Raw genomic sequence first — 17806 nt, 5'->3', positions numbered from 1 at the left:
TGGGAGCGGGCTTGCTCGCGAAAGCGTCAGTGCAGTCGACATTACCGTTGAATGTCAGACCGCCTTCGCGAGCAAGCCCGCTCCCACAGGGAATCTGTGTCACTTGAAAGTCGAGGCCTGCATGTCTTTCGATCTCGCCGCACGCCTTGCTGCCCGCCGTGCCGAAAATCTCTACCGCCAGCGTCCGTTGCTCGAGTCCCCGCAAGGGCCTGAAGTGGTGGTCGATGGCCAGCCGTTGCTGGCGTTCTGTAACAACGACTACCTCGGACTGGCCAATCACCCGCAGGTGATCGAAGCCTGGCGCGTCGGTGCCGAGCGCTGGGGCGTCGGTGGCGGAGCGTCGCATCTGGTGATCGGCCACAGCGGCCCGCATCACGCACTGGAAGAAGCCCTCGCCGATTTCACCGGCCGGCCGCGTGCGTTGCTGTTCACCACCGGCTACATGGCCAATCTCGGCGCGGTCACGGCGCTGGTCGGGCAGGGCGATACGGTGCTGGAAGATCGCCTCAATCACGCCTCGTTGCTGGATGCCGGTCTGTTGTCCGGCGCGCGTTTCAATCGTTATCTGCACAACGACGCCGACAGCCTGGCCAAGCGCCTGGAGAAAGCCACCGGCAACACGCTGGTGGTCACCGACGGCGTGTTCAGCATGGACGGCGATCTTGCCGATCTGCCGGCGCTGGCGCGTGAGGCCAAGGCCAAAGGCGCGTGGCTGATGGTTGATGATGCCCATGGCTTCGGCCCGCTCGGTGCCAATGGCGGCGGGATCGTCGAGCATTTCGGCTTGAGTCAGGACGATGTGCCGGTGCTGGTTGGCACCCTCGGCAAGGCGTTCGGCACCGCCGGTGCGTTTGTCGCCGGCAGTGAAGAGCTGATCGAAAGCCTGATCCAGTTCGCCCGGCCCTACATCTACACCACCAGCCAGCCACCGGCGTTGGCCTGTGCGACGCTGAAAAGTCTGGAATTACTGCGCACCGAGCATTGGCGGCGTGAGCACCTTAACCTGCTGATCCGCCAATTTCGTCGAGGGGCCGAGCAGATCGGTCTGCAACTGATGGACAGTTTCACCCCGATCCAGCCGATCCTGATCGGCGATGCCGGTCGCGCCGTGCGCCTGTCGCAGCTGCTGCGCGAACGCGGTTTGATGGTCACGGCAATCCGTCCGCCTACCGTCCCGGCAGGAAGTGCACGCCTGCGCGTGACCCTGACCGCCGCTCACAGCGAGGCGCAGGTGCAGCTATTGTTAGAAGGACTGGCAGATTGCTTTGCCCAACTGCCGCCGGAGCCAAGCCATGCGTGATCGCCTGATTCTGCTGCCCGGCTGGGGCCTCGGCGTTTCGCCGCTGGAGCCCTTGGCCGCCGCTTTGCAAGGGCTTGACGAGCATCTGCATGTCGAGATCGAGCCGTTGCCGGAGCTCGACTTCAGCGACTTGCAGGACTGGCTCGACGAACTCGATGAATGTATTCCTCAAGACGTGTGGCTGGGCGGTTGGTCGCTTGGCGGCATGCTTGCCTCCGAGTTGGCAGCGCGGCGCGGCGAGCGTTGCTGCGGCCTGCTGACGCTGGCGAGCAATCCTTCGTTTGTCGCCCATGAGCATTGGCCGAGTGCGATGCCGGGCGAAACGTTCGATGCATTTCTCGCCGGCTGCCAGGCCGATCCGCGACTAACCCTCAAACGGTTCTCGTTGTTGTGTGCTCAGGGCGCGCAGGACCCGCGCGGCATGTCGCGGCTGCTGCTGGGTGGCGCGCCGGCCACTTCGCCGCAAGCGTTGATGGTCGGGCTTGAACTGCTGGCGCAGATCGACACGCGCGAAGCGTTGCAGGCGTTTCGCGGCCCGCAGTTGCACTTGTTCGCCGGTCAGGACGGCCTGGTGCCGGCAGAAGCGGCAGGGGCGTTGTTCGCCCTGTTGCCGGATATCGAAATTGGTCTGATCGAACAGGCCAGTCATGCATTTCTTCTGGAAGACCCCCATGGCGTGGCGGGAGCGATCCAGGCTTTTCTACACGAGTGCGGTGATGACTGATTTGTCTCTTGTTGCGCTGCCCGGCGGCTTGCCCGACAAGCGCCAGGTCGCGGCCTCTTTCTCCCGTGCGGCGGCCAGCTACGACAGCGTTGCCGAGTTGCAGCGCGACGTCGGTTCACAGTTGCTGCAGCGTTTGCCGGCAAGTTTACTGCCGTCAACCTGGCTGGATCTGGGTTGCGGCACCGGTTGCTTCACTCGTGCACTGGCCGAGCGATATGTCGAGGGTCAGGGGCTGGCACTGGATATCGCCGAGGGCATGCTCAATCACGCACGACCATTGGGTGGCGCGCAGCATTTCATCGCTGGCGATGCGGAGCGTCTGCCGTTGCAGGATTCGACGTGCGAGCTGATTTTTTCCAGCCTCGCGGTGCAGTGGTGTGCGGACTTCGGATCGGTGCTCAGTGAGGCTTTTCGCGTACTGAAACCCGGTGGGATTTTTGCGTTTGCTAGTCTTTGTGAAGGGACGTTGTACGAGTTACGGGACAGTTGGCGGCAGGTCGATGGTCTGGTGCACGTCAACCGCTTCCGCGAATTCGCCCGGTATGAGCAGTTGTGTGCCGAAAGTGGCTTGCGTACGGTGAGTCTGCAGAATCAGGCGCATGTGTTGCACTACCCGGATGTGCGCAGCTTGACTCACGAACTCAAGGCACTCGGCGCGCACAATCTGAACCCCGGTCGGCCGGGTGGCTTGACCGGACGCGCGCGGATTCTCGGTCTGGTCGAGGCTTACGAGCAGTTTCGTCAGGCACAGGGATTGCCGGCGACTTACCAGGTGGTCTACGCCGTGTTGGAGAAACCCTTATGAGCGCAGCCTATTTCATCACCGGGACTGACACCGATGTCGGCAAGACCACCGTGGCTGCCGGGTTGCTGTATGCTGCGCGCTCGGCAGGGCTGAGTACGGCGGCGGGGAAACCGGTGGCTTCGGGTTGCGAGGTAACGCCCAAGGGTTTCCGCAATGCCGATGCGCTGGCGTTGCTCGCCGAGTGTTCGGTGCCGCTGACTTATCAACAGGTCAATCCGGTGGCATTCGAGCCGGCCATCGCGCCGCATCTGGCAGCGCGTGAGGCCGGCGTCGCGCTGACCGTGCAATCGTTGCTGGCGCCGATGCGCGAAATTCTGGCGCTGAATGCCGATTTCACCTTGATCGAAGGGGCGGGTGGCTGGCGGGTGCCGTTGGCCGATCAGGACAATCTGTCGGATCTGGCCATCGCGTTGAAGCTGCCGGTGATTCTGGTGGTGGGTGTGCGCCTGGGCTGCATCAGTCATGCCTTGCTGACGGCCGAGGCGATTGCCCGCGATGGCCTGCAGCTGGCCGGTTGGGTGGCCAATATCATCGATCCGAAAACCTCGCGTCTGGAAGAGAATCTGGCGACGCTGGCCGAGCGGCTTCCAGCGCCGTGTCTGGGGCGGGTACCGAAACTGAAGTCGCTTAGCGCCGAGGCGGTGGCTGATCATCTGCAACTCGATCTGCTCGATTAATGTTTTTGGCTATGACAAGGCACTGTGCCATCAGTATTTTTGACGGGTGTTTTTCTGGCGCCTCTGCTTCAATGGCAACCATTGATCCTTCCCAAGGATGAGAACTCCCATGGAAATCTCCGGTAACACAGCTTTTTATGCGGGTTTGAGCACCATTCAGACCGGTCAGAACCGTGTCGATCAGGCGGCCAGCCAGATCGCCAACAACACCATCGAGCGCTCGGTCACCAGCCAGTCTTCCGAGGCGCAGGTCGATCGTCTGCGCGGTATCGACCGCAGTCAGCAAATGGATCCGGGCAGCGCCATGGCCGAAATGGCCCAGGGCAAGTTTCAGGTAGAGCTGGGCACCAAGGTCGCCAAGGCTTCCGATGAAATGCTCGGTACGATCATCGATACGTTTGCCTGACTTTTCGCGCCTCCTGCCTGTTGAACGCCGCGTCTTGTCGCGGCGTTTTTCGTTGTAAGTCCTTCTCCCTCAACTAATCTTTTTTCATTGCCCGTGGCGCTTTGCAGTTCATGGCGGTTTGCCGTGTCCGGCATTTGAAAAAAGTCATGACGAACGGCAAAAGATCGACGCTTGACAAGATTTCGGCGTAAACGTATGTTTCAAACAACTGTTTGACCGTCACAACAAATCAACGCGGTCGTTCATTCCCGGTTACATCAGCAGAGGTTTATCGCTATGCCTGACTACAAGGCCCCCTTGCGTGATATTCGCTTCGTTCGTGACGAACTGCTCGGCTACGAAGCGCACTATCAGAGCCTTCCAGCTTGCTCCGAAGCAACGCCGGACATGGTTGACGCCATTCTTGAAGAAGGCGCCAAGTTTTGTGAGCAGGTACTGGCACCGCTGAACCGTGTGGGCGACCTCGAAGGCTGCACCTGGAGCGAGTCCGGCGTGAAGACCCCGACTGGCTTCAAAGAAGCCTACAAGCAATTCGTCGAAGGCGGCTGGCCAAGCCTGGCGCACGACGTCGAGCACGGCGGTCAAGGCCTGCCGGAGTCGTTGGGTCTGGCTGTGAGCGAAATGGTCGGTGAAGCCAACTGGTCGTGGGGCATGTACCCAGGCCTGTCGCACGGCGCGATGAACACCATCTCCGAGCACGGTACCCCTGAGCAGCAAGAAGCCTATTTGACCAAACTGGTTTCCGGCGAATGGACCGGCACCATGTGCCTGACCGAACCGCACTGCGGCACCGACCTGGGCATGCTGCGCACCAAGGCCGAACCTCAGGCCGATGGTTCCTACAAGGTTTCCGGGACCAAGATCTTCATCTCGGCCGGTGAACACGACATGGCCGACAACATCGTCCACATCGTACTGGCCCGCCTGCCGGACGCTCCGGCTGGCACCAAAGGCATTTCCCTGTTCATCGTTCCAAAATTCCTGCCGAACGCCGATGGCACCATCGGTGCGCGCAACGCAGTGAGCTGCGGTTCGCTGGAACACAAGATGGGCATCCACGGCAACGCCACTTGCGTGATGAACTTCGACGGCGCCACCGGTTTCCTGATCGGCCCGGCGAACAAAGGCCTGAACTGCATGTTCACCTTCATGAACACCGCACGTCTGGGTACCGCGCTGCAAGGTCTGGCCCACGCCGAGATCGGCTTCCAGGGTGGCCTGAAATACGCTCGCGATCGTCTGCAAATGCGCTCCCTGACTGGCCCGAAAGCGCCGGACAAGGCCGCTGACCCAATCATCGTGCACCCTGACGTACGTCGCATGCTGCTGACCATGAAGGCCTTCGCCGAAGGCAACCGTGCGATGGTGTACTTCACCGCCAAACAGGTCGACATCGTCAAATACGGCGTCGACGAAGAAGAGAAGAAGAAGGCCGACGCACTGCTGGCGTTCATGACGCCGATCGCCAAGGCGTTCATGACCGAAGTCGGTTTCGAAGCCGCCAACCACGGCGTGCAGATCTACGGTGGCCACGGCTTCATCGCCGAGTGGGGCATGGAGCAGAACGTTCGCGACAGCCGCATTTCGATGCTGTACGAAGGCACCACCGGCATCCAGGCACTCGACCTGCTGGGCCGTAAAGTGCTGATGACTCAAGGCGAGGCCCTGAAGGGCTTCACCAAGATCGTCCACAAGTTCTGCCAGAACAACGAAGGCAACGAAGCCGTCAAAGAATTCGTTGCACCGCTGGCTGCACTGAACAAGGAATGGGGCGAGCTGACCATGAAGGTCGGTATGGCCGCCATGAAAGATCGCGAGGAAGTCGGCGCGGCCTCCGTGGACTACCTGATGTACTCCGGTTACGCCTGCCTGGCCTACTTCTGGGCCGACATGGCACGTCTGGCAGCCGAGAAGCTGGCAGAAGGCACCGGCGACGCTGCGTTCTACACCGCCAAGCTGCAAACCGCGCGCTTCTACTTCCAGCGCATCCTGCCACGTACCCGTACCCACGTGGCCACCATGCTGTCGGGCGCCAACAACCTGATGGACATGAAAGAAGAAGACTTCGCACTGGGCTACTAAGCCTCAACGCGGTCTGACGAAAACCGTTGCTCCCTCGGGGGGCAGCGGTTTTTTTGTTGCTGAATCGCTCAGAAACCCGGGTTTTCTGCCGTTAAAGAGACTGCGTGTGATCTGGATCACATTGTGTGTGCTTAACTGGCCACATTGCAGGCACAATGCCATCTCTTTGATATGACGGGTCGGAGCTTTACCCTTGCCGCGTTCTTCCGCTGTACGTTTCAGCCATTTCCTACCTTCACTGCTGTTGTTGCTCGCGGGGTTGGCGGCTGCGTACGTCAAAGACCTCAACGTGTTCTTCACTTCGCTGTTCAACGTGTTGCCGACCCTGGTTCTGCTGTTGGGCGGCGCTTACTGTGCGGTTTACCGACGTCAGCGCGAGCTGTTTCTGATGCTCACGGTGTACATCGCCTACTTTTTGCTCGACACCCAGACCGACTATTACCGCGACAATGGCAAGGTGCGCGAAGACGCCGCCGTGGTGTTTCACCTGGTCTGTCTGCTGTTGCCGTTGCTGTTCGGGCTGTTCGCCGCGTGGCAGGAACGTACGCATTTGTTCCAGGACATGGTCGCGCGCTTCGCCGTGTTGCTGGCCTTTGGCAGTGTTGCTTTGGGGCTTGAACAAAGTTATCCGCAGGCGCTGCTGATGTGGCTCTCGGAAATCCGCTGGCCGGCGCTGCACGGCGCCTGGATGAGCCTGATTCAGATGTCCTATCCGGTATTCCTCTCGGCATTCCTGTTGCTGGCCTGGCAATACTGGCGCAATCCGCGTCCACTGCACGCGGCGCAGCTGGTCGGGTTGCTCGGGGTGTTCTGGATGCTGCCGAAAACTTTCATCCTGCCGTTCACCCTGAACATCATGTGCAGTCAGGTGATGCTGATGATTGCCGCTGCCGTGGCGCATGAGGCCTATCAAATGGCCTTCCGCGATGAACTCACCGGTCTGCCGGGGCGGCGCGCGCTCAATGAGCGAATGCAGCGTCTGGGCCGCAACTATGTGCTTGCGATGAGCGACGTCGATCACTTCAAGAAATTCAACGACACCCACGGTCACGATGTCGGTGATCAAGTGTTGCGACTGGTCGCCAGCAAGCTGTCGAAAATCAGCGGTGGCGGTAGGGCATATCGCTATGGTGGTGAGGAATTCGCCTTGGTGTTTGCGGGCAAAACCCTCGAGGAGTGCATGCCGCATCTGGAGGTGATTCGCGAGTCGATTGCCTCCTATAACATCCAGTTGCGCAATCAGGAGAACCGTCCGCAGGACGATCAGCAAGGTCGTCAGCGTCGTAGCGGCAGCGGTGCTTCCAGTGTGTCGGTCACGGTCAGTATCGGCGTCGCCGAGCGCGTCGAGCAACGGACGCCGGAAGAAGTCCTCAAGTCCGCCGACCAGGCGTTATACAGTGCCAAGGGCGCCGGGCGTAACTGCGTCATGGCGTTCGGACAGAACCGTCGCGGCGCGGTGCGGATGGACAGCGCTGCTGGCTGACTCAAGCCGCACGTTATCACTCAAAAGCCCGCTGATTGCGGGCTTTCTTTTATCTCTGAATGCTGGTGACCAAAAATAACAAATCAGTCACCGGTTGACCCTATGTGTCGCAAAAGTTGTTGAGGTACACTCGGCCTCAACGAAAACACTCTTCCACGAATCACCTGTTTAGATCTTGCGAGGTTTGCCATGGCTGACTACAAAGCGCCGCTGCGCGATATGCGCTTCGTCCTCAATGAAGTATTCGAAGTCGCCAAACTCTGGGCCGAACTGCCGGCCTTGGCCGAGACTGTCGATGCAGAAACCGTAGAAGCCATTCTCGAAGAAGCCGGCAAGGTCACCAGCAAAAGCATCGCGCCACTGAGCCGTGCGGCCGACGAAGAAGGCTGCCACTGGAAGGACGGTGCCGTCAGCACCCCGGCCGGTTTCCCACAGGCCTATCAGACTTACGCTGAAGGCGGCTGGGTCGGTGTCGGTGGCGATCCGGCCTACGGCGGCATGGGCATGCCCAAGGCTGTCTCGGCGCAGGTCGAAGAGATGGTCAACTCCGCCAGTCTGTCGTTCGGCCTGTACCCGATGCTGACCGCCGGCGCCTGCCTGTCGATCAACGCCCACGCCAGCGAAGAGCTGAAGGCCGCCTACCTGCCGAACATGTACGCCGGCATCTGGGCCGGTTCCATGTGCTTGACCGAGCCGCACGCCGGCACCGACCTGGGCATCATCCGCACCAAGGCCGAACCGCAGGCCGACGGTTCCTACAAGGTCAGCGGCACCAAGATCTTCATCACCGGCGGTGAGCACGACCTGACCGAGAACATCATCCACCTGGTGCTGGCGAAACTGCCGGACGCACCTGCTGGCCCGAAAGGCATTTCGCTGTTCCTGGTGCCGAAGTTCATGGTCAATGCCGATGGCAGCCTGGGCGCGCGCAACCCGGCGAACTGTGGTTCGATCGAACACAAGATGGGCATCCAGGCGTCCGCGACCTGCGTGATGAACTTCGATGAAGCTGTGGGCTATCTGGTCGGCGAGCCGAACAAGGGCCTGGCGGCGATGTTCACCATGATGAACTACGAGCGTCTGGGCGTCGGTATTCAAGGTCTGGCCAGCGGTGAGCGTTCCTATCAGAACGCCGTCGAATACGCTCGTGATCGTCTGCAGAGCCGTTCGCCGACCGGCGCGCAAAACAAGGACAAGGTTGCCGACCCGATCATCGTCCACCCGGACGTGCGTCGCATGCTGCTGACCATGAAAGCCTCGAACGAGGGCGGTCGCGCCTTCTCCACTTATGTGGCGATGCAACTCGACACCGCCAAGTTCAGCGAAGACGCGACCACCCGCAAGCGCGCAGAAGATCTGGTCGCGCTGCTGACCCCGGTGGCCAAGGCGTTCCTCACCGACCTGGGTCTGGAAACCACCGTCCACGGCCAGCAGATTTTCGGCGGCCACGGCTACATTCGCGAGTGGGGTCAGGAGCAACTGGTGCGTGACGTGCGCATCACCCAGATCTACGAAGGTACCAACGGCATTCAGGCGCTGGACCTGGTCGGGCGCAAGATCGTCGGTAGCGGTGGCGCGTTCTACAAGCTGTTCGCCGACGAGATCCGCCACTTCACCGCGACCGCCAGCGCTGACCTCGGCGAATTCACCAAGCCGCTGAACGATGCCGTCAGCACCCTCGACGAGCTGACGGCGTGGCTGCTGGATCGGGCGAAAACCAATCCGAACGAAATCGGCGCGGCCTCGGTCGAATATTTGCAAGCGTTCGGCTACACCGCCTATGCCTACATGTGGGCACTGATGGCGAAAGCTGCGCTGGGCAAAGAGGCGCAGGACGATTTCTACGCCAGCAAGCTGGGCACCGCGCGCTTCTATTTCGCCCGTCTGCTGCCGCGTATCCACTCGTTGAGCGCGTCGGTGAAGGCGGGTAGCGAGTCGCTGTTCCTGCTGAATGCTGAGCAGTTCTGATGATGTAACGTCATGTAAGCATTCTCTTACATGACGTGCTGCTGTTCTCCCATAGGCGTAGATTGGATCCACAGCTAATCTACAACTCATGGACGTCGCGCAGGAAGCGCAAAGCAACAACACGGACACGTAGGATTCTGCCAGGGTGGCGGAGTGAAATGGATGTCAGGGAAACAGTCTGCAAAGCCCCGCTTCGGCGGGGTTTTCTTTTGCCTGCAGAAAAGTATCAGGCCAGCGGATCCAGTGGCGGTGCGGCTTTCAACGGTTTGTCTTCACGCTGAATCACTTCTTCCAGCAATGTGCGCAGTAAGGCCAAAGACGCCTGCTGGCGTTGCACATCGCGGCACACCAGCCCAACCTTCAGCGGCACCCGTGGTTCGCTCAACGGCTTCCACAACAGATCCTCATCGTCGTATTCCTTCTGTGAACGCCCGGGCAGCACCGTCGCCAGTTTGGTGTGCGGCAGACTGTCGAGAATCCCCAGCATATTGTTCAGCTCGGCCTGTACTTGCGGGCGCCTACCCAGGCTGGTCAACTGAGCCTGCCAGATCTGCCGGATCTGAAACTCCTCGCCCAGCAGCAACATCGGCAATTCCGCAGCCTGCCGCATTGAGACCTTCTTGAATTCACGCAGCGGGTGATCCGCCGGGATGACCAGCGTCAGCTCATCTTCATACAACATCACGCCATGCAGCCCCGGTTGGCGCGGCGGCAGGTAGCTGATGCCGATGTCCAGCGAGCCGTTGAGCAGGCGTCGCTCAATCTCCAGCCCCGTCAGTTCATAGATCTGCACCACAAGATGCGGCTGCGCCTTGCGTACCCGTTCGAGCATTTGCGGCACAAGGCTGGTGTGCACGGTTTGCAGTACGCCGATCGCCAGCGTACGCAAGGCCTGCCCCTTGAAGTTGCCCAGCGCTTCCCGCGCCCGCTGCAAACCGTCGAGCAGCGGCACGGCGTGGTTGTACAGCGTGTGCGCGGCAAGGGTCGGCAACAGGCGTTTGCTGCTGCGTTCGAACAGCGTGACGTCGAGGTTCTGTTCGAGCTGACGAATCTGCTGCGACAGCGCCGGTTGCGAAATCGACAGGCGTTCGGCCGCGCGGCCGACATGGCCCTCTTCGTAGACCGCGACGAAATAACGCAGTTGTTTGAAATCCATAAGTAATGCTTATCGAAAATGCTGGTAAATCGAAATGGCCCGAAGCCGTCAGTGAGCCTAGTCTAACCGCAATCACAAGGCTTACAGGGCCAGAGAGCGCGATGAATAGCGTTTGCTTCGACAGTGTTTGCATAGGTGGTTCAAAAAACCTCAAGCCAGGTTTTTTGCAATGAATCTGTTCAGTTTGCGGCGCCAGGCGCCGAGTCTTGATGACCTCGCATTCGAGGCCAATCCCACTGGTGCGGGCGAAAGCCTGAATGCCGAGCGGCTGATGCCCAGCATCGAGCGCCCGCAGCAGGTGTTCGTTCGCGGTCAGGGCTCCTGGCTGTGGGACAGCAACGACCGCGCTTATCTCGACTTCTCTCAGGCCGGCGGCGCCAACAGCCTCGGCCACAGCCCTTCGGCGCTGGTCAAAGCCATCGCCAGTCAGGCCCAGGCGCTGATCAATCCCGGTTTCAATCTGCACAACCGCGGCATGCTCAGCCTTGCCGAACGCCTGTGCGCCAGCACCTCCAGCGATCAGGCTTACCTGCTCAACAGCGGCAGCGAGGCCTGTGAGGCAGCGATCAAACTGGCGCGCAAATGGGGCCAACTGCATCGTGGCGGCGCCTCGCGGATCATTGTTGCGAAGCAGGGTTGCCATGGCCGCAGCCTGGCAACGATTTCCGCGTCGGACAGTTGCAACCTGCACAACCGCTTCGCACCGTTGCTGCCGGGTTTCGATCTGGTGCCGTTCAACGATTTGCCGGCGCTGCATGCGGCTGTCGATGCGCAAACCGTGGCGATCATGCTCGAACCGATCCAGAGCGATGCCGGGGTGATTCCGGCCACCGAGCATTACCTCAAAGGCGTCGAGCGTCTGTGCCGAGAATTGGGCATTTTGCTGATCCTCGACGAAGTGCAGACCGGCATCGGGCGCTGTGGCACTTTGCTCGCCGAACAGTCCTACGGCGTGCGCGCCGATATCGTTGTGCTCGGCAAAGGCCTCGGCGGCGGTGTTCCTCTGGCGGCGTTATTGGCCCGTGGCAAGGCCTGCTGTTTTGACGCCGGTGAACTGGGCGGCACTCATCACGGCAACGCGCTGATGACCGCGGCCGGCCTGGTGGTGCTTGATAGCGTGCAGGACCGGGCATTTCTTGAACAGGTCAAAGACCTCGGCCAGCACCTGCGCGAAGGTCTAGCTCGATTGGCACACCGCTACGGGCATGGCGAACTGCGTGGTCAAGGCCTGTTCTGGGGACTGAGCCTGTCAGAGGATTCCGCCGATGCCGTAGTCAAAGCCGCCTTGCACGAAGGCCTGCTGCTCAACGCGCCGCAAGCCAACTGCCTGCGTTTCACCCCGGCACTCACCGTCAGCAAGGCCAACATCGACGAAATGCTCCTGCGCCTGGCCCGCGCCTTCTCGCGAGTGCGTACCGCGCAACTGCAATGCCGCAAAGGGATTGCCGTCTGAGCTGAAGTTTCCTGCCCGATTTGAAGAACCGTCTCGCGGTATAACGCACGCCCCACGCCTGATTCTTTTGGCGTGGGGCGTTTTTTTGTGCCCGATGGTGGCGATCAAATGGCGTTTGCACTGAACCCTGACGAACGGCGCAGGTCGATTAGCTTGTATGGCTCATGTGAGCCAACCCCCATTCAGGAGCTGACCCATGGACTTCATTCGTATCATCATCGCTATTCTGTTGCCGCCACTGGGTGTGTTTCTGCAGGTCGGGTTCGGCGGGGCGTTTTGGCTGAACATTCTGCTGACGCTGTGCGGCTACATTCCCGGGATCGTGCATGCGGTGTACATCATCGCCAAGCGCTGAGTTCAGCGGCACCTGATAGATAGCTTTCGCGAGCAGGCTCGCTCCCACAGGGGATTTTGTGCACAACACAGATCCAATGTGGGAGCGAGCCTGCTTGCGAATGGGACGACGCTATTTTGAATTGGGGCGGTGATCAGTCCGCCAACCCCATCACCCGCCGATAAAACCGCCACTCCTGCTCCAGCGCATGCGCCTGATTGGCGGCGCGACGGAAACCATGGCGTTCGTCGGCGTAGTAATGCGCCTCGACCGGGATGCCGTTTTGCTCCAGCGCCGCGACCATGTCGCGGGTCTGTTGCGGCACCACCACCGCATCCAGCTCACCCTGAAAGAAAATCACCGGCACACGGATGTTGCTCGCATGCAGTAGCGGCGTGCGGGCGGCGTAGCGCTCGGCGTCCTGCTCAGGATCACCGATCAGCCAGTCCAGATAATCACCTTCAAACTTGTGGGTTGCCCGGGCCAATGCCACCGGGTCGCTGACGCCATAGAGGCTGGCGCCCGCGCGGAACACCTGCTGAAACGCCAACGCGCATAACGTGGTGTAACCCCCGGCGCTGCCGCCGCGGATAAACGCGCGCTCGCCGTCGATCAGACCTTGCTCGGCCAGATATGCCACCACTGCGCAGGCGTCCTCGACATCCACCTCACCCCAACTCAGATGCAACGCCTGACGATATTCGCGACCGTAACCGCTGCTGCCGCGATAGTTGAGGTCGGCGACGGCGAAACCACGCTGCGTCCAGTACTGAATGCGCGGGTCAAGCATCGGGTAGCAGGCCGACGTCGGGCCGCCGTGGATGAATACCACCAGTGGCGGCTGGGCTTCGTCGTTCATCGCCGGATAGAAGAACCCGTGAGCCTCACCGCTGCCGCTCGGGTAGCGCAAGGTCTGCGGACGGCTGATGCACTCCGCCGGCAAAGGCGCCACACCGCCAGCCAGCACATTCACTTCGAGGGTAGCGCGATCAATGGCGATCACCGCAGAAGGGCTGATCGGCGAAGCGGCGATGCAATAGATAAATTGCTGATCCAGCGCCAGATGGCGGAAGCGGCTGTAGTCGCCGGTGAAGTCTTCGCCGTCGAGCGCCAGGCGACCAAAACCGCCTTCGCTCCAGCTCGCCAGAAACGAATCGCCCACCGGCAACCAGGTGCTGCCACCCATTTGCCACGGGGCGGGCGCATGATCGGCCTCGGCGCAGGGCAGTCGCTGCAAACCGTCGGACGTTGCGCGCCACGGCTGCCAGAAACCGCCGCGATCAGTCAGGCACAACAAGCGTCCTTTCGCGTCGAACCGCGGTTGCTGGATCGACTCTTCAAGGTCAGCCCCCGCCACGCAACGCGGTGCGCCAAAGCCACCCTCAGCCAGACGCTCGGCCACCATCAATCGCGTGGATGTCCAAGGCTGATGCGGCCGACTCCACTCGATCCAGGCCAATCGCGAACCGTCCGGGCTGATCACCGGTGCTGCATAAAAATCCGCACCTTCAGCCAGCAAATGCCGGGTGCCGTCGGCCAGATCAATCGCTACCAGCCGATGCTGGTCGCGCAGTTCCTCAACCGCCAGCACCTGGCCGAAAGCACAATGCAGATCGCCATAACGACACTCGCCAGAAGTCAGCACCTCGGGCGCGCCATCCAACGCCTGCCGATACAACTGCTGATCCGCCTCATTGACGAAAACCACTCCACTTGGCGTCAGACAAAACGCACCACCGCCATATTCGTACACCCGGCTACGCACACTGAAGCCATCCGGCGTCAGACATTTCGCCACGCCGTCTCGCCAGTGCCAGATCCGGCAGGCGGCATCTTCCGGGCGATATTCATTCCAGAACAAACCGTGGGCACCGAGTTGCAGTTCGGCGAAATCCATTCCGGCGGCGACAGCCTGGGCGGCGCTGAAAGGCTCAGCCCTTGGCGATGAGGCGTGAGTTTCGTTCATTACGGAAGGCCAGTTGTTCGATGGTCTGGGTGGCGGTCTCGGCTTCTTCTCGGGCCTTGAGAATCACGCCGTGATGGTCGGACTTGCTGCACACCGGGTCGGCATTGCTCGCGTCCCCCGTGAGCATGAACGCCTGACAGCGGCAGCCGCCGAAATCCTGTTCCTTCTCGTCGCAGGAGCGGCATGGCTCAGGCATCCAGTCGTAACCGCGAAAGCGGTTGAAGCCGAACGAGTCGTACCAGATGTGCTGCATGCTGTGGTCGCGCACGTTGGGAAATTGTACCGGCAGCTGTCGGGCGCCATGACAGGGCAGGGCAGTGCCGTCCGGAGTCACCGTCAGAAAAATACTGCCCCAGCCGTTCATGCAGGCTTTCGGGCGTTCTTCGTAGTAGTCCGGGGTGACGAAAATCAGCTTGCACGGATGCCCTTCGGCTTCCAGTTTGGCGCGGTATTCATTGGTGATGCGTTCGGCGCGCACCAGTTGCTCTTTGGTCGGCAACAGGCCGACACGGTTGAGCTGCGCCCAGCCGTAGAACTGGCAGGTGGCGAGTTCGACGAAGTCCGCTTCGAGCGCGATACACAGCTCGATGATGCGGTCGATCTTGTCGATGTTGTGCCGGTGGGTGACGAAGTTCAGCACCATCGGATAGCCGTGGGCCTTCACCGCGCGAGCCATTTCCAGTTTCTGCGCGAAGGCTTTTTTCGAGCCGGCGAGCAGGTTGTTCACTTGCTCGTCGCTGGCCTGGAAACTGATCTGGATGTGATCGAGGCCGGCCTTCTTGAAGTCACTGATCTTCTGCTCGGTCAGACCGATGCCGGAAGTGATCAGGTTGGTGTAGAAACCCAACTGTCGCGCTTCACGGATCAGTTCGGCGAGGTCCTGACGCACCAGCGGTTCGCCACCGGAAAAGCCCAGTTGCGCCGCGCCCATCTCCCGCGCTTCGCGGAAGACCTTGATCCACTGCTCGGTGCTCAGCTCTTTGCCCTGCTCGGCGAAATCCAGCGGATTGGAGCAGTACGGGCATTGCAGCGGGCAGCGGTAGGTCAGCTCGGCGAGCAGCCACAGCGGCAGGCCGACTTCAGGTTTTGGCGGTACTTGCACCGATGCCTCAGGCAAGTTCGATCCAGTGCTGCGCACGGGCAACCTCCATGAATTGCTCGATGTCTTCACCGAGCTCGGGCACGCCGGGGAACTGCTCGTCGAGTTTGGCGATGATCGCCGCGACATCGCGTTCACCGTCGATCAAGCCGCCGATCAGCGCGGCGCTGTCGTTGAGCTTGATCATGCCCTCGGGGTAGAGCAGCACGTGGCCTTTTTGCGCCGGTTCATACTGAAAACGGTAACCGGGACGCCAGGTCGGGATCTTGCTGCGATCAAAACTCATAGGGTGATTCCTTTGTGCCAGACCCGCTGCTCGGTGACGCTGTGATACGGCGGGCGGTTCAGTTCGTAAGCCATGCTCATGGCATCGAGCATGCTCCAAAGAATGTCCAGTTTGAACTGGAGAATTTCCAGCATGCGCTCCTGACCCTCGCGGGTCTTGTAGTGCTCGAGCGTGATCGCCAGACCATGCTCGACATCGCGCCGCGCCTGACCGAGGCGAGTGCGGAAATATTCGTAACCGGCCGGGTCGATCCACGGGTAATGCTGCGGCCAGCTGTCGAGACGCGACTGGTGGATCTGCGGCGCAAACAGTTCGGTAAGCGAGCTGCTGGCGGCTTCCTGCCAACTGGCGCGGCGAGCGAAATTGACGTAGGCATCGACGGCGAAACGCACGCCGGGCAGCACCAGTTCCTGGGAGCGCAGTTGATCCGGGTCGAGGCCGACCGCCTGACCGAGACGCAGCCAGGCTTCAATCCCGCCGTCTTCACCGGGTGCGCCGTCGTGGTCGAGCAGGCGTTGAATCCACTCGCGACGGATCTCGCGATCCGGGCAATTGGCGAGGATCGCCGCGTCTTTCAGAGGAATGTTCACCTGATAGTAGAAGCGGTTGGCGACCCAGCCCTGAATCTGCTCGCGGGTGGCACGGCCTTCGTACATCGCCACGTGGTAGGGGTGGTAGATGTGGTAGTAGGCGCCTTTGGCGCGCAGGGCGGCTTCGAATTCGGTGGGGGACAGCGGGGTGTCGGTCATTGCGGTTCTCCGGGGAACAACCGTTGGAATACTGGGTGTCTGTTCGGACGTCTTCGCGAGCAAGCTCGCTCCCACAGGGTTTGTGAACGCCACAGAATCCTGTGGGAGCTGGCTTGCCAGCGATGGGGCCATTCGCTACAGCACAATACTCATGCCGTCATAAGCCACTTCAACATTACGCCGCGCCAGCTCCGCGCGCTCAGCCGAATCTTCATCGAGAATCGGGTTGGTGTTGTTGATGTGGATAAGCACCTTGCGCTGCTCGGGCAACTGCTCCAGCACTTCGAGCATGCCGCCGGGGCCGTTCTGCGCCAGATGGCCCATCTCGCGACCGGTGCGGGTGCCGACGCCACGGCGCTGCATTTCATCGTCATCCCACAGCGTTCCGTCCACCAGCAGGCAATCACTGGCGGCCATGATCTCCAGCAATGGCGCATCAACCTTGCCCAGCCCCGGTGCATAGAACAGTTTGCCGCCGGTGTTCATGTCTTCGACGATCAGGCCGATGTTGTCGCCCGGGTGCGGGTCGAAACGGTGCGGCGAATACGGTGGCGCGGCGCTGCGCAACGGCAGCGGGGTGAAGCGCAGGTTCGGGCAGGCAGCGACAGTGAAGCTCTGGTCGAGCTCGATGCGATTCCAGCTCAAACCGCCGTTCCAGTGGGTCAGCATCTTGAACAGCGGGAAACCGGTGCTCAAATCTTCGTGAACCATGTCCGTGCACCAGACCTGATGCGGGCAGCCTTCGCGCAGGCTGAGCAGGCCGGTGGTGTGGTCGATCTGGCTGTCCATCAGGATGATCGAGCTGATGCCGGTGTCGCGCAGGGCTCGGCCCGGTTGCATCGGAGCGAAGCTCTGCAGTTGCGCGCGGATGTCCGGCGAAGCGTTGCACAGCACCCAGTTCACGCCGTCATCGGAAATCGCGATGGACGATTGGGTGCGGGCCTTGGCATTCAGGCTGCCGTCGCGAAAGCCTGCGCAATTGACGCAGTTGCAGTTCCACTGCGGAAATCCGCCACCGGCGGCCGAACCCAGAATCTGGACGAACATGAACGCTCCCATCTTTCAACGCTGAAAATAAAACGCCCCGGCGAGCCGAGGCGTTGCACTGCAAGTCTGCGTAGGCAGAACTCAGCGGCTGGCGAAGTACATGGTGACTTCGAAGCCGATACGCAGGTCGGTGTAAGCCGGTTTTGTCCAGGACATAGGGTGACTCCTCATTGGGTGGGTGGGATAGCGCTGTCCATAGTTATAGTCCACGGCAGCGCAGGGATGTTCCAAATAGTTAGGCTGCTATGTTACTCAAAATTTCAACGGTATT

At 60.8% G+C, this 17806-nt stretch carries 17 protein-coding genes; 10 read left to right on the top strand and 7 right to left on the bottom strand.

Going from position 1 to position 17806, the window contains the following annotated elements; translation table 11 throughout:
* Positions 1 to 121: 121 nt before the first annotated feature.
* The 8 genes from bioF (at position 122) to CRO59_RS17115 (ending at position 9445) form a co-directional block, all read left to right on the top strand.
* Entirely contained in the window at positions 122 to 1300 is a 1179-nt protein-coding gene (gene bioF, locus CRO59_RS17150; RefSeq protein ID WP_097089173.1) for an 8-amino-7-oxononanoate synthase, read from the top strand.
* Entirely contained in the window at positions 1293 to 2024 is a 732-nt protein-coding gene (locus tag CRO59_RS17145; protein ID WP_097089099.1) for an alpha/beta fold hydrolase, read from the top strand. The genes bioF and CRO59_RS17145 overlap by 8 nt, the downstream gene beginning before the upstream one ends.
* The gene (gene bioC / locus CRO59_RS17140; protein WP_097089101.1) at positions 2017 to 2829 is read left to right on the top strand and encodes a malonyl-ACP O-methyltransferase BioC; all 813 of its coding nucleotides are present in this window, start codon (positions 2017 to 2019) and stop codon (positions 2827 to 2829) included. The genes CRO59_RS17145 and bioC overlap by 8 nt, the downstream gene beginning before the upstream one ends.
* Entirely contained in the window at positions 2826 to 3506 is a 681-nt protein-coding gene (gene bioD, locus CRO59_RS17135; protein WP_097089103.1) for a dethiobiotin synthase, read from the top strand. Before bioC ends, bioD begins: the two co-directional genes overlap by 4 nt.
* A 109-nt stretch (positions 3507 to 3615) precedes the next feature.
* The gene (locus CRO59_RS17130) at positions 3616 to 3912 is read left to right on the top strand and encodes a hypothetical protein (RefSeq protein WP_003228898.1); all 297 of its coding nucleotides are present in this window, start codon (positions 3616 to 3618) and stop codon (positions 3910 to 3912) included.
* 276 nt (positions 3913 to 4188) lie between these two features.
* Positions 4189 to 5994: a phenylacyl-CoA dehydrogenase gene (locus CRO59_RS17125; RefSeq protein WP_095137437.1), complete on the top strand. Its 1806-nt coding sequence runs from the start codon at positions 4189 to 4191 to the stop codon at positions 5992 to 5994.
* 193 nt (positions 5995 to 6187) lie between these two features.
* Entirely contained in the window at positions 6188 to 7477 is a 1290-nt protein-coding gene (locus CRO59_RS17120; RefSeq protein ID WP_027610695.1) for a GGDEF domain-containing protein, read from the top strand.
* A 189-nt stretch (positions 7478 to 7666) separates the two neighbouring features.
* On the top strand, positions 7667 to 9445 hold the full coding sequence (locus tag CRO59_RS17115) for an acyl-CoA dehydrogenase C-terminal domain-containing protein (RefSeq protein WP_027610696.1): 1779 nt from the start codon (positions 7667 to 7669) through the stop codon (positions 9443 to 9445).
* Positions 9446 to 9671: 226 nt separating this feature from the next.
* Here CRO59_RS17115 and CRO59_RS17110 read toward each other — a convergent pair whose 3' ends face one another.
* On the bottom strand, positions 9672 to 10601 hold the full coding sequence (locus CRO59_RS17110; protein ID WP_096796669.1) for a LysR family transcriptional regulator: 930 nt from the start codon (positions 10599 to 10601) through the stop codon (positions 9672 to 9674).
* 169 nt (positions 10602 to 10770) lie between these two features.
* Here CRO59_RS17110 and CRO59_RS17105 point away from each other — a divergent pair, with 169 nt between their 5' ends.
* The gene (locus CRO59_RS17105) at positions 10771 to 12054 is read left to right on the top strand and encodes an aspartate aminotransferase family protein (protein ID WP_097089105.1); all 1284 of its coding nucleotides are present in this window, start codon (positions 10771 to 10773) and stop codon (positions 12052 to 12054) included.
* A gap of 196 nt (positions 12055 to 12250) precedes the next feature.
* On the top strand, positions 12251 to 12409 hold the full coding sequence (locus CRO59_RS17100) for a YqaE/Pmp3 family membrane protein (RefSeq protein WP_003228885.1): 159 nt from the start codon (positions 12251 to 12253) through the stop codon (positions 12407 to 12409).
* Between the two features lie 133 nt (positions 12410 to 12542).
* On the opposite strand, the gene CRO59_RS17095 is transcribed toward CRO59_RS17100, so the two are convergent.
* The 6 genes from CRO59_RS17095 to pqqA all read right to left on the bottom strand — a co-directional run bounded on the left by CRO59_RS17095 (position 12543) and on the right by pqqA (position 17691).
* Positions 12543 to 14354: a S9 family peptidase gene (locus tag CRO59_RS17095; RefSeq protein ID WP_097089107.1), complete on the bottom strand. Its 1812-nt coding sequence runs from the start codon at positions 14352 to 14354 to the stop codon at positions 12543 to 12545.
* Positions 14320 to 15492, bottom strand: a complete 1173-nt coding sequence (gene pqqE, locus CRO59_RS17090; RefSeq protein ID WP_097089108.1) for a pyrroloquinoline quinone biosynthesis protein PqqE — start codon at positions 15490 to 15492, stop codon at positions 14320 to 14322. The genes CRO59_RS17095 and pqqE overlap by 35 nt, the downstream gene beginning before the upstream one ends.
* Positions 15464 to 15739 (bottom strand): pyrroloquinoline quinone biosynthesis peptide chaperone PqqD, encoded by a 276-nt coding sequence (gene pqqD, locus CRO59_RS17085; RefSeq protein WP_003228880.1) that lies wholly within the window; start codon positions 15737 to 15739, stop codon positions 15464 to 15466. The genes pqqE and pqqD overlap by 29 nt, the downstream gene beginning before the upstream one ends.
* Positions 15736 to 16488 carry a pyrroloquinoline-quinone synthase PqqC gene (pqqC, locus tag CRO59_RS17080; RefSeq protein WP_003228879.1) on the bottom strand — a complete coding sequence of 251 codons (753 nt, stop codon included), beginning with the start codon at positions 16486 to 16488 and terminating at the stop codon, positions 15736 to 15738. Before pqqC ends, pqqD begins: the two co-directional genes overlap by 4 nt.
* Positions 16489 to 16623: 135 nt before the next feature.
* Positions 16624 to 17535, bottom strand: coding sequence for a pyrroloquinoline quinone biosynthesis protein PqqB (gene pqqB / locus CRO59_RS17075; protein ID WP_097089110.1), 912 nt, complete (start codon positions 17533 to 17535; stop codon positions 16624 to 16626).
* An 81-nt stretch (positions 17536 to 17616) separates the two neighbouring features.
* Complete coding sequence (pqqA, locus tag CRO59_RS17070) at positions 17617 to 17691, bottom strand: pyrroloquinoline quinone precursor peptide PqqA (RefSeq protein WP_003422658.1); 75 nt, start codon at positions 17689 to 17691, stop codon at positions 17617 to 17619.
* Between the last annotated feature and the right edge of the window lie 115 nt (positions 17692 to 17806).

It is taken from the genome of Pseudomonas sp. LAMO17WK12:I5, assembly GCF_900215165.1.
In the GTDB taxonomy this organism is placed as follows: domain Bacteria; phylum Pseudomonadota; class Gammaproteobacteria; order Pseudomonadales; family Pseudomonadaceae; genus Aquipseudomonas; species Aquipseudomonas putida_A.
The sequence above is the reverse complement of the archived record's forward strand: the minus strand, read 5'-3'. Positions and strand labels throughout refer to the sequence as shown.

Excerpts from the sequence above, each read along its gene's own strand:
- CRO59_RS17095 (WP_097089107.1), bottom strand. The coding sequence starts at position 14,354 with ATGAACGAAACTCACGCCTCATCGCCAAGGGCTGAGCCTTTCAGCGCC.
- pqqC (WP_003228879.1), bottom strand. The coding sequence starts at position 16,488 with ATGACCGACACCCCGCTGTCCCCCACCGAATTCGAAGCCGCCCTGCGC.
- CRO59_RS17100 (WP_003228885.1), top strand. The coding sequence starts at position 12,251 with ATGGACTTCATTCGTATCATCATCGCTATTCTGTTGCCGCCACTGGGT.
- bioD (WP_097089103.1), top strand. The coding sequence starts at position 2,826 with ATGAGCGCAGCCTATTTCATCACCGGGACTGACACCGATGTCGGCAAG.
- bioF (WP_097089173.1), top strand. The coding sequence starts at position 122 with ATGTCTTTCGATCTCGCCGCACGCCTTGCTGCCCGCCGTGCCGAAAAT.
- bioC (WP_097089101.1), top strand. The coding sequence starts at position 2,017 with ATGACTGATTTGTCTCTTGTTGCGCTGCCCGGCGGCTTGCCCGACAAG.
- CRO59_RS17125 (WP_095137437.1), top strand. The coding sequence starts at position 4,189 with ATGCCTGACTACAAGGCCCCCTTGCGTGATATTCGCTTCGTTCGTGAC.
- CRO59_RS17105 (WP_097089105.1), top strand. The coding sequence starts at position 10,771 with ATGAATCTGTTCAGTTTGCGGCGCCAGGCGCCGAGTCTTGATGACCTC.
- pqqB (WP_097089110.1), bottom strand. The coding sequence starts at position 17,535 with ATGTTCGTCCAGATTCTGGGTTCGGCCGCCGGTGGCGGATTTCCGCAG.
- pqqD (WP_003228880.1), bottom strand. The coding sequence starts at position 15,739 with ATGAGTTTTGATCGCAGCAAGATCCCGACCTGGCGTCCCGGTTACCGT.
- CRO59_RS17110 (WP_096796669.1), bottom strand. The coding sequence starts at position 10,601 with ATGGATTTCAAACAACTGCGTTATTTCGTCGCGGTCTACGAAGAGGGC.
- CRO59_RS17130 (WP_003228898.1), top strand. The coding sequence starts at position 3,616 with ATGGAAATCTCCGGTAACACAGCTTTTTATGCGGGTTTGAGCACCATT.
- CRO59_RS17115 (WP_027610696.1), top strand. The coding sequence starts at position 7,667 with ATGGCTGACTACAAAGCGCCGCTGCGCGATATGCGCTTCGTCCTCAAT.
- CRO59_RS17145 (WP_097089099.1), top strand. The coding sequence starts at position 1,293 with ATGCGTGATCGCCTGATTCTGCTGCCCGGCTGGGGCCTCGGCGTTTCG.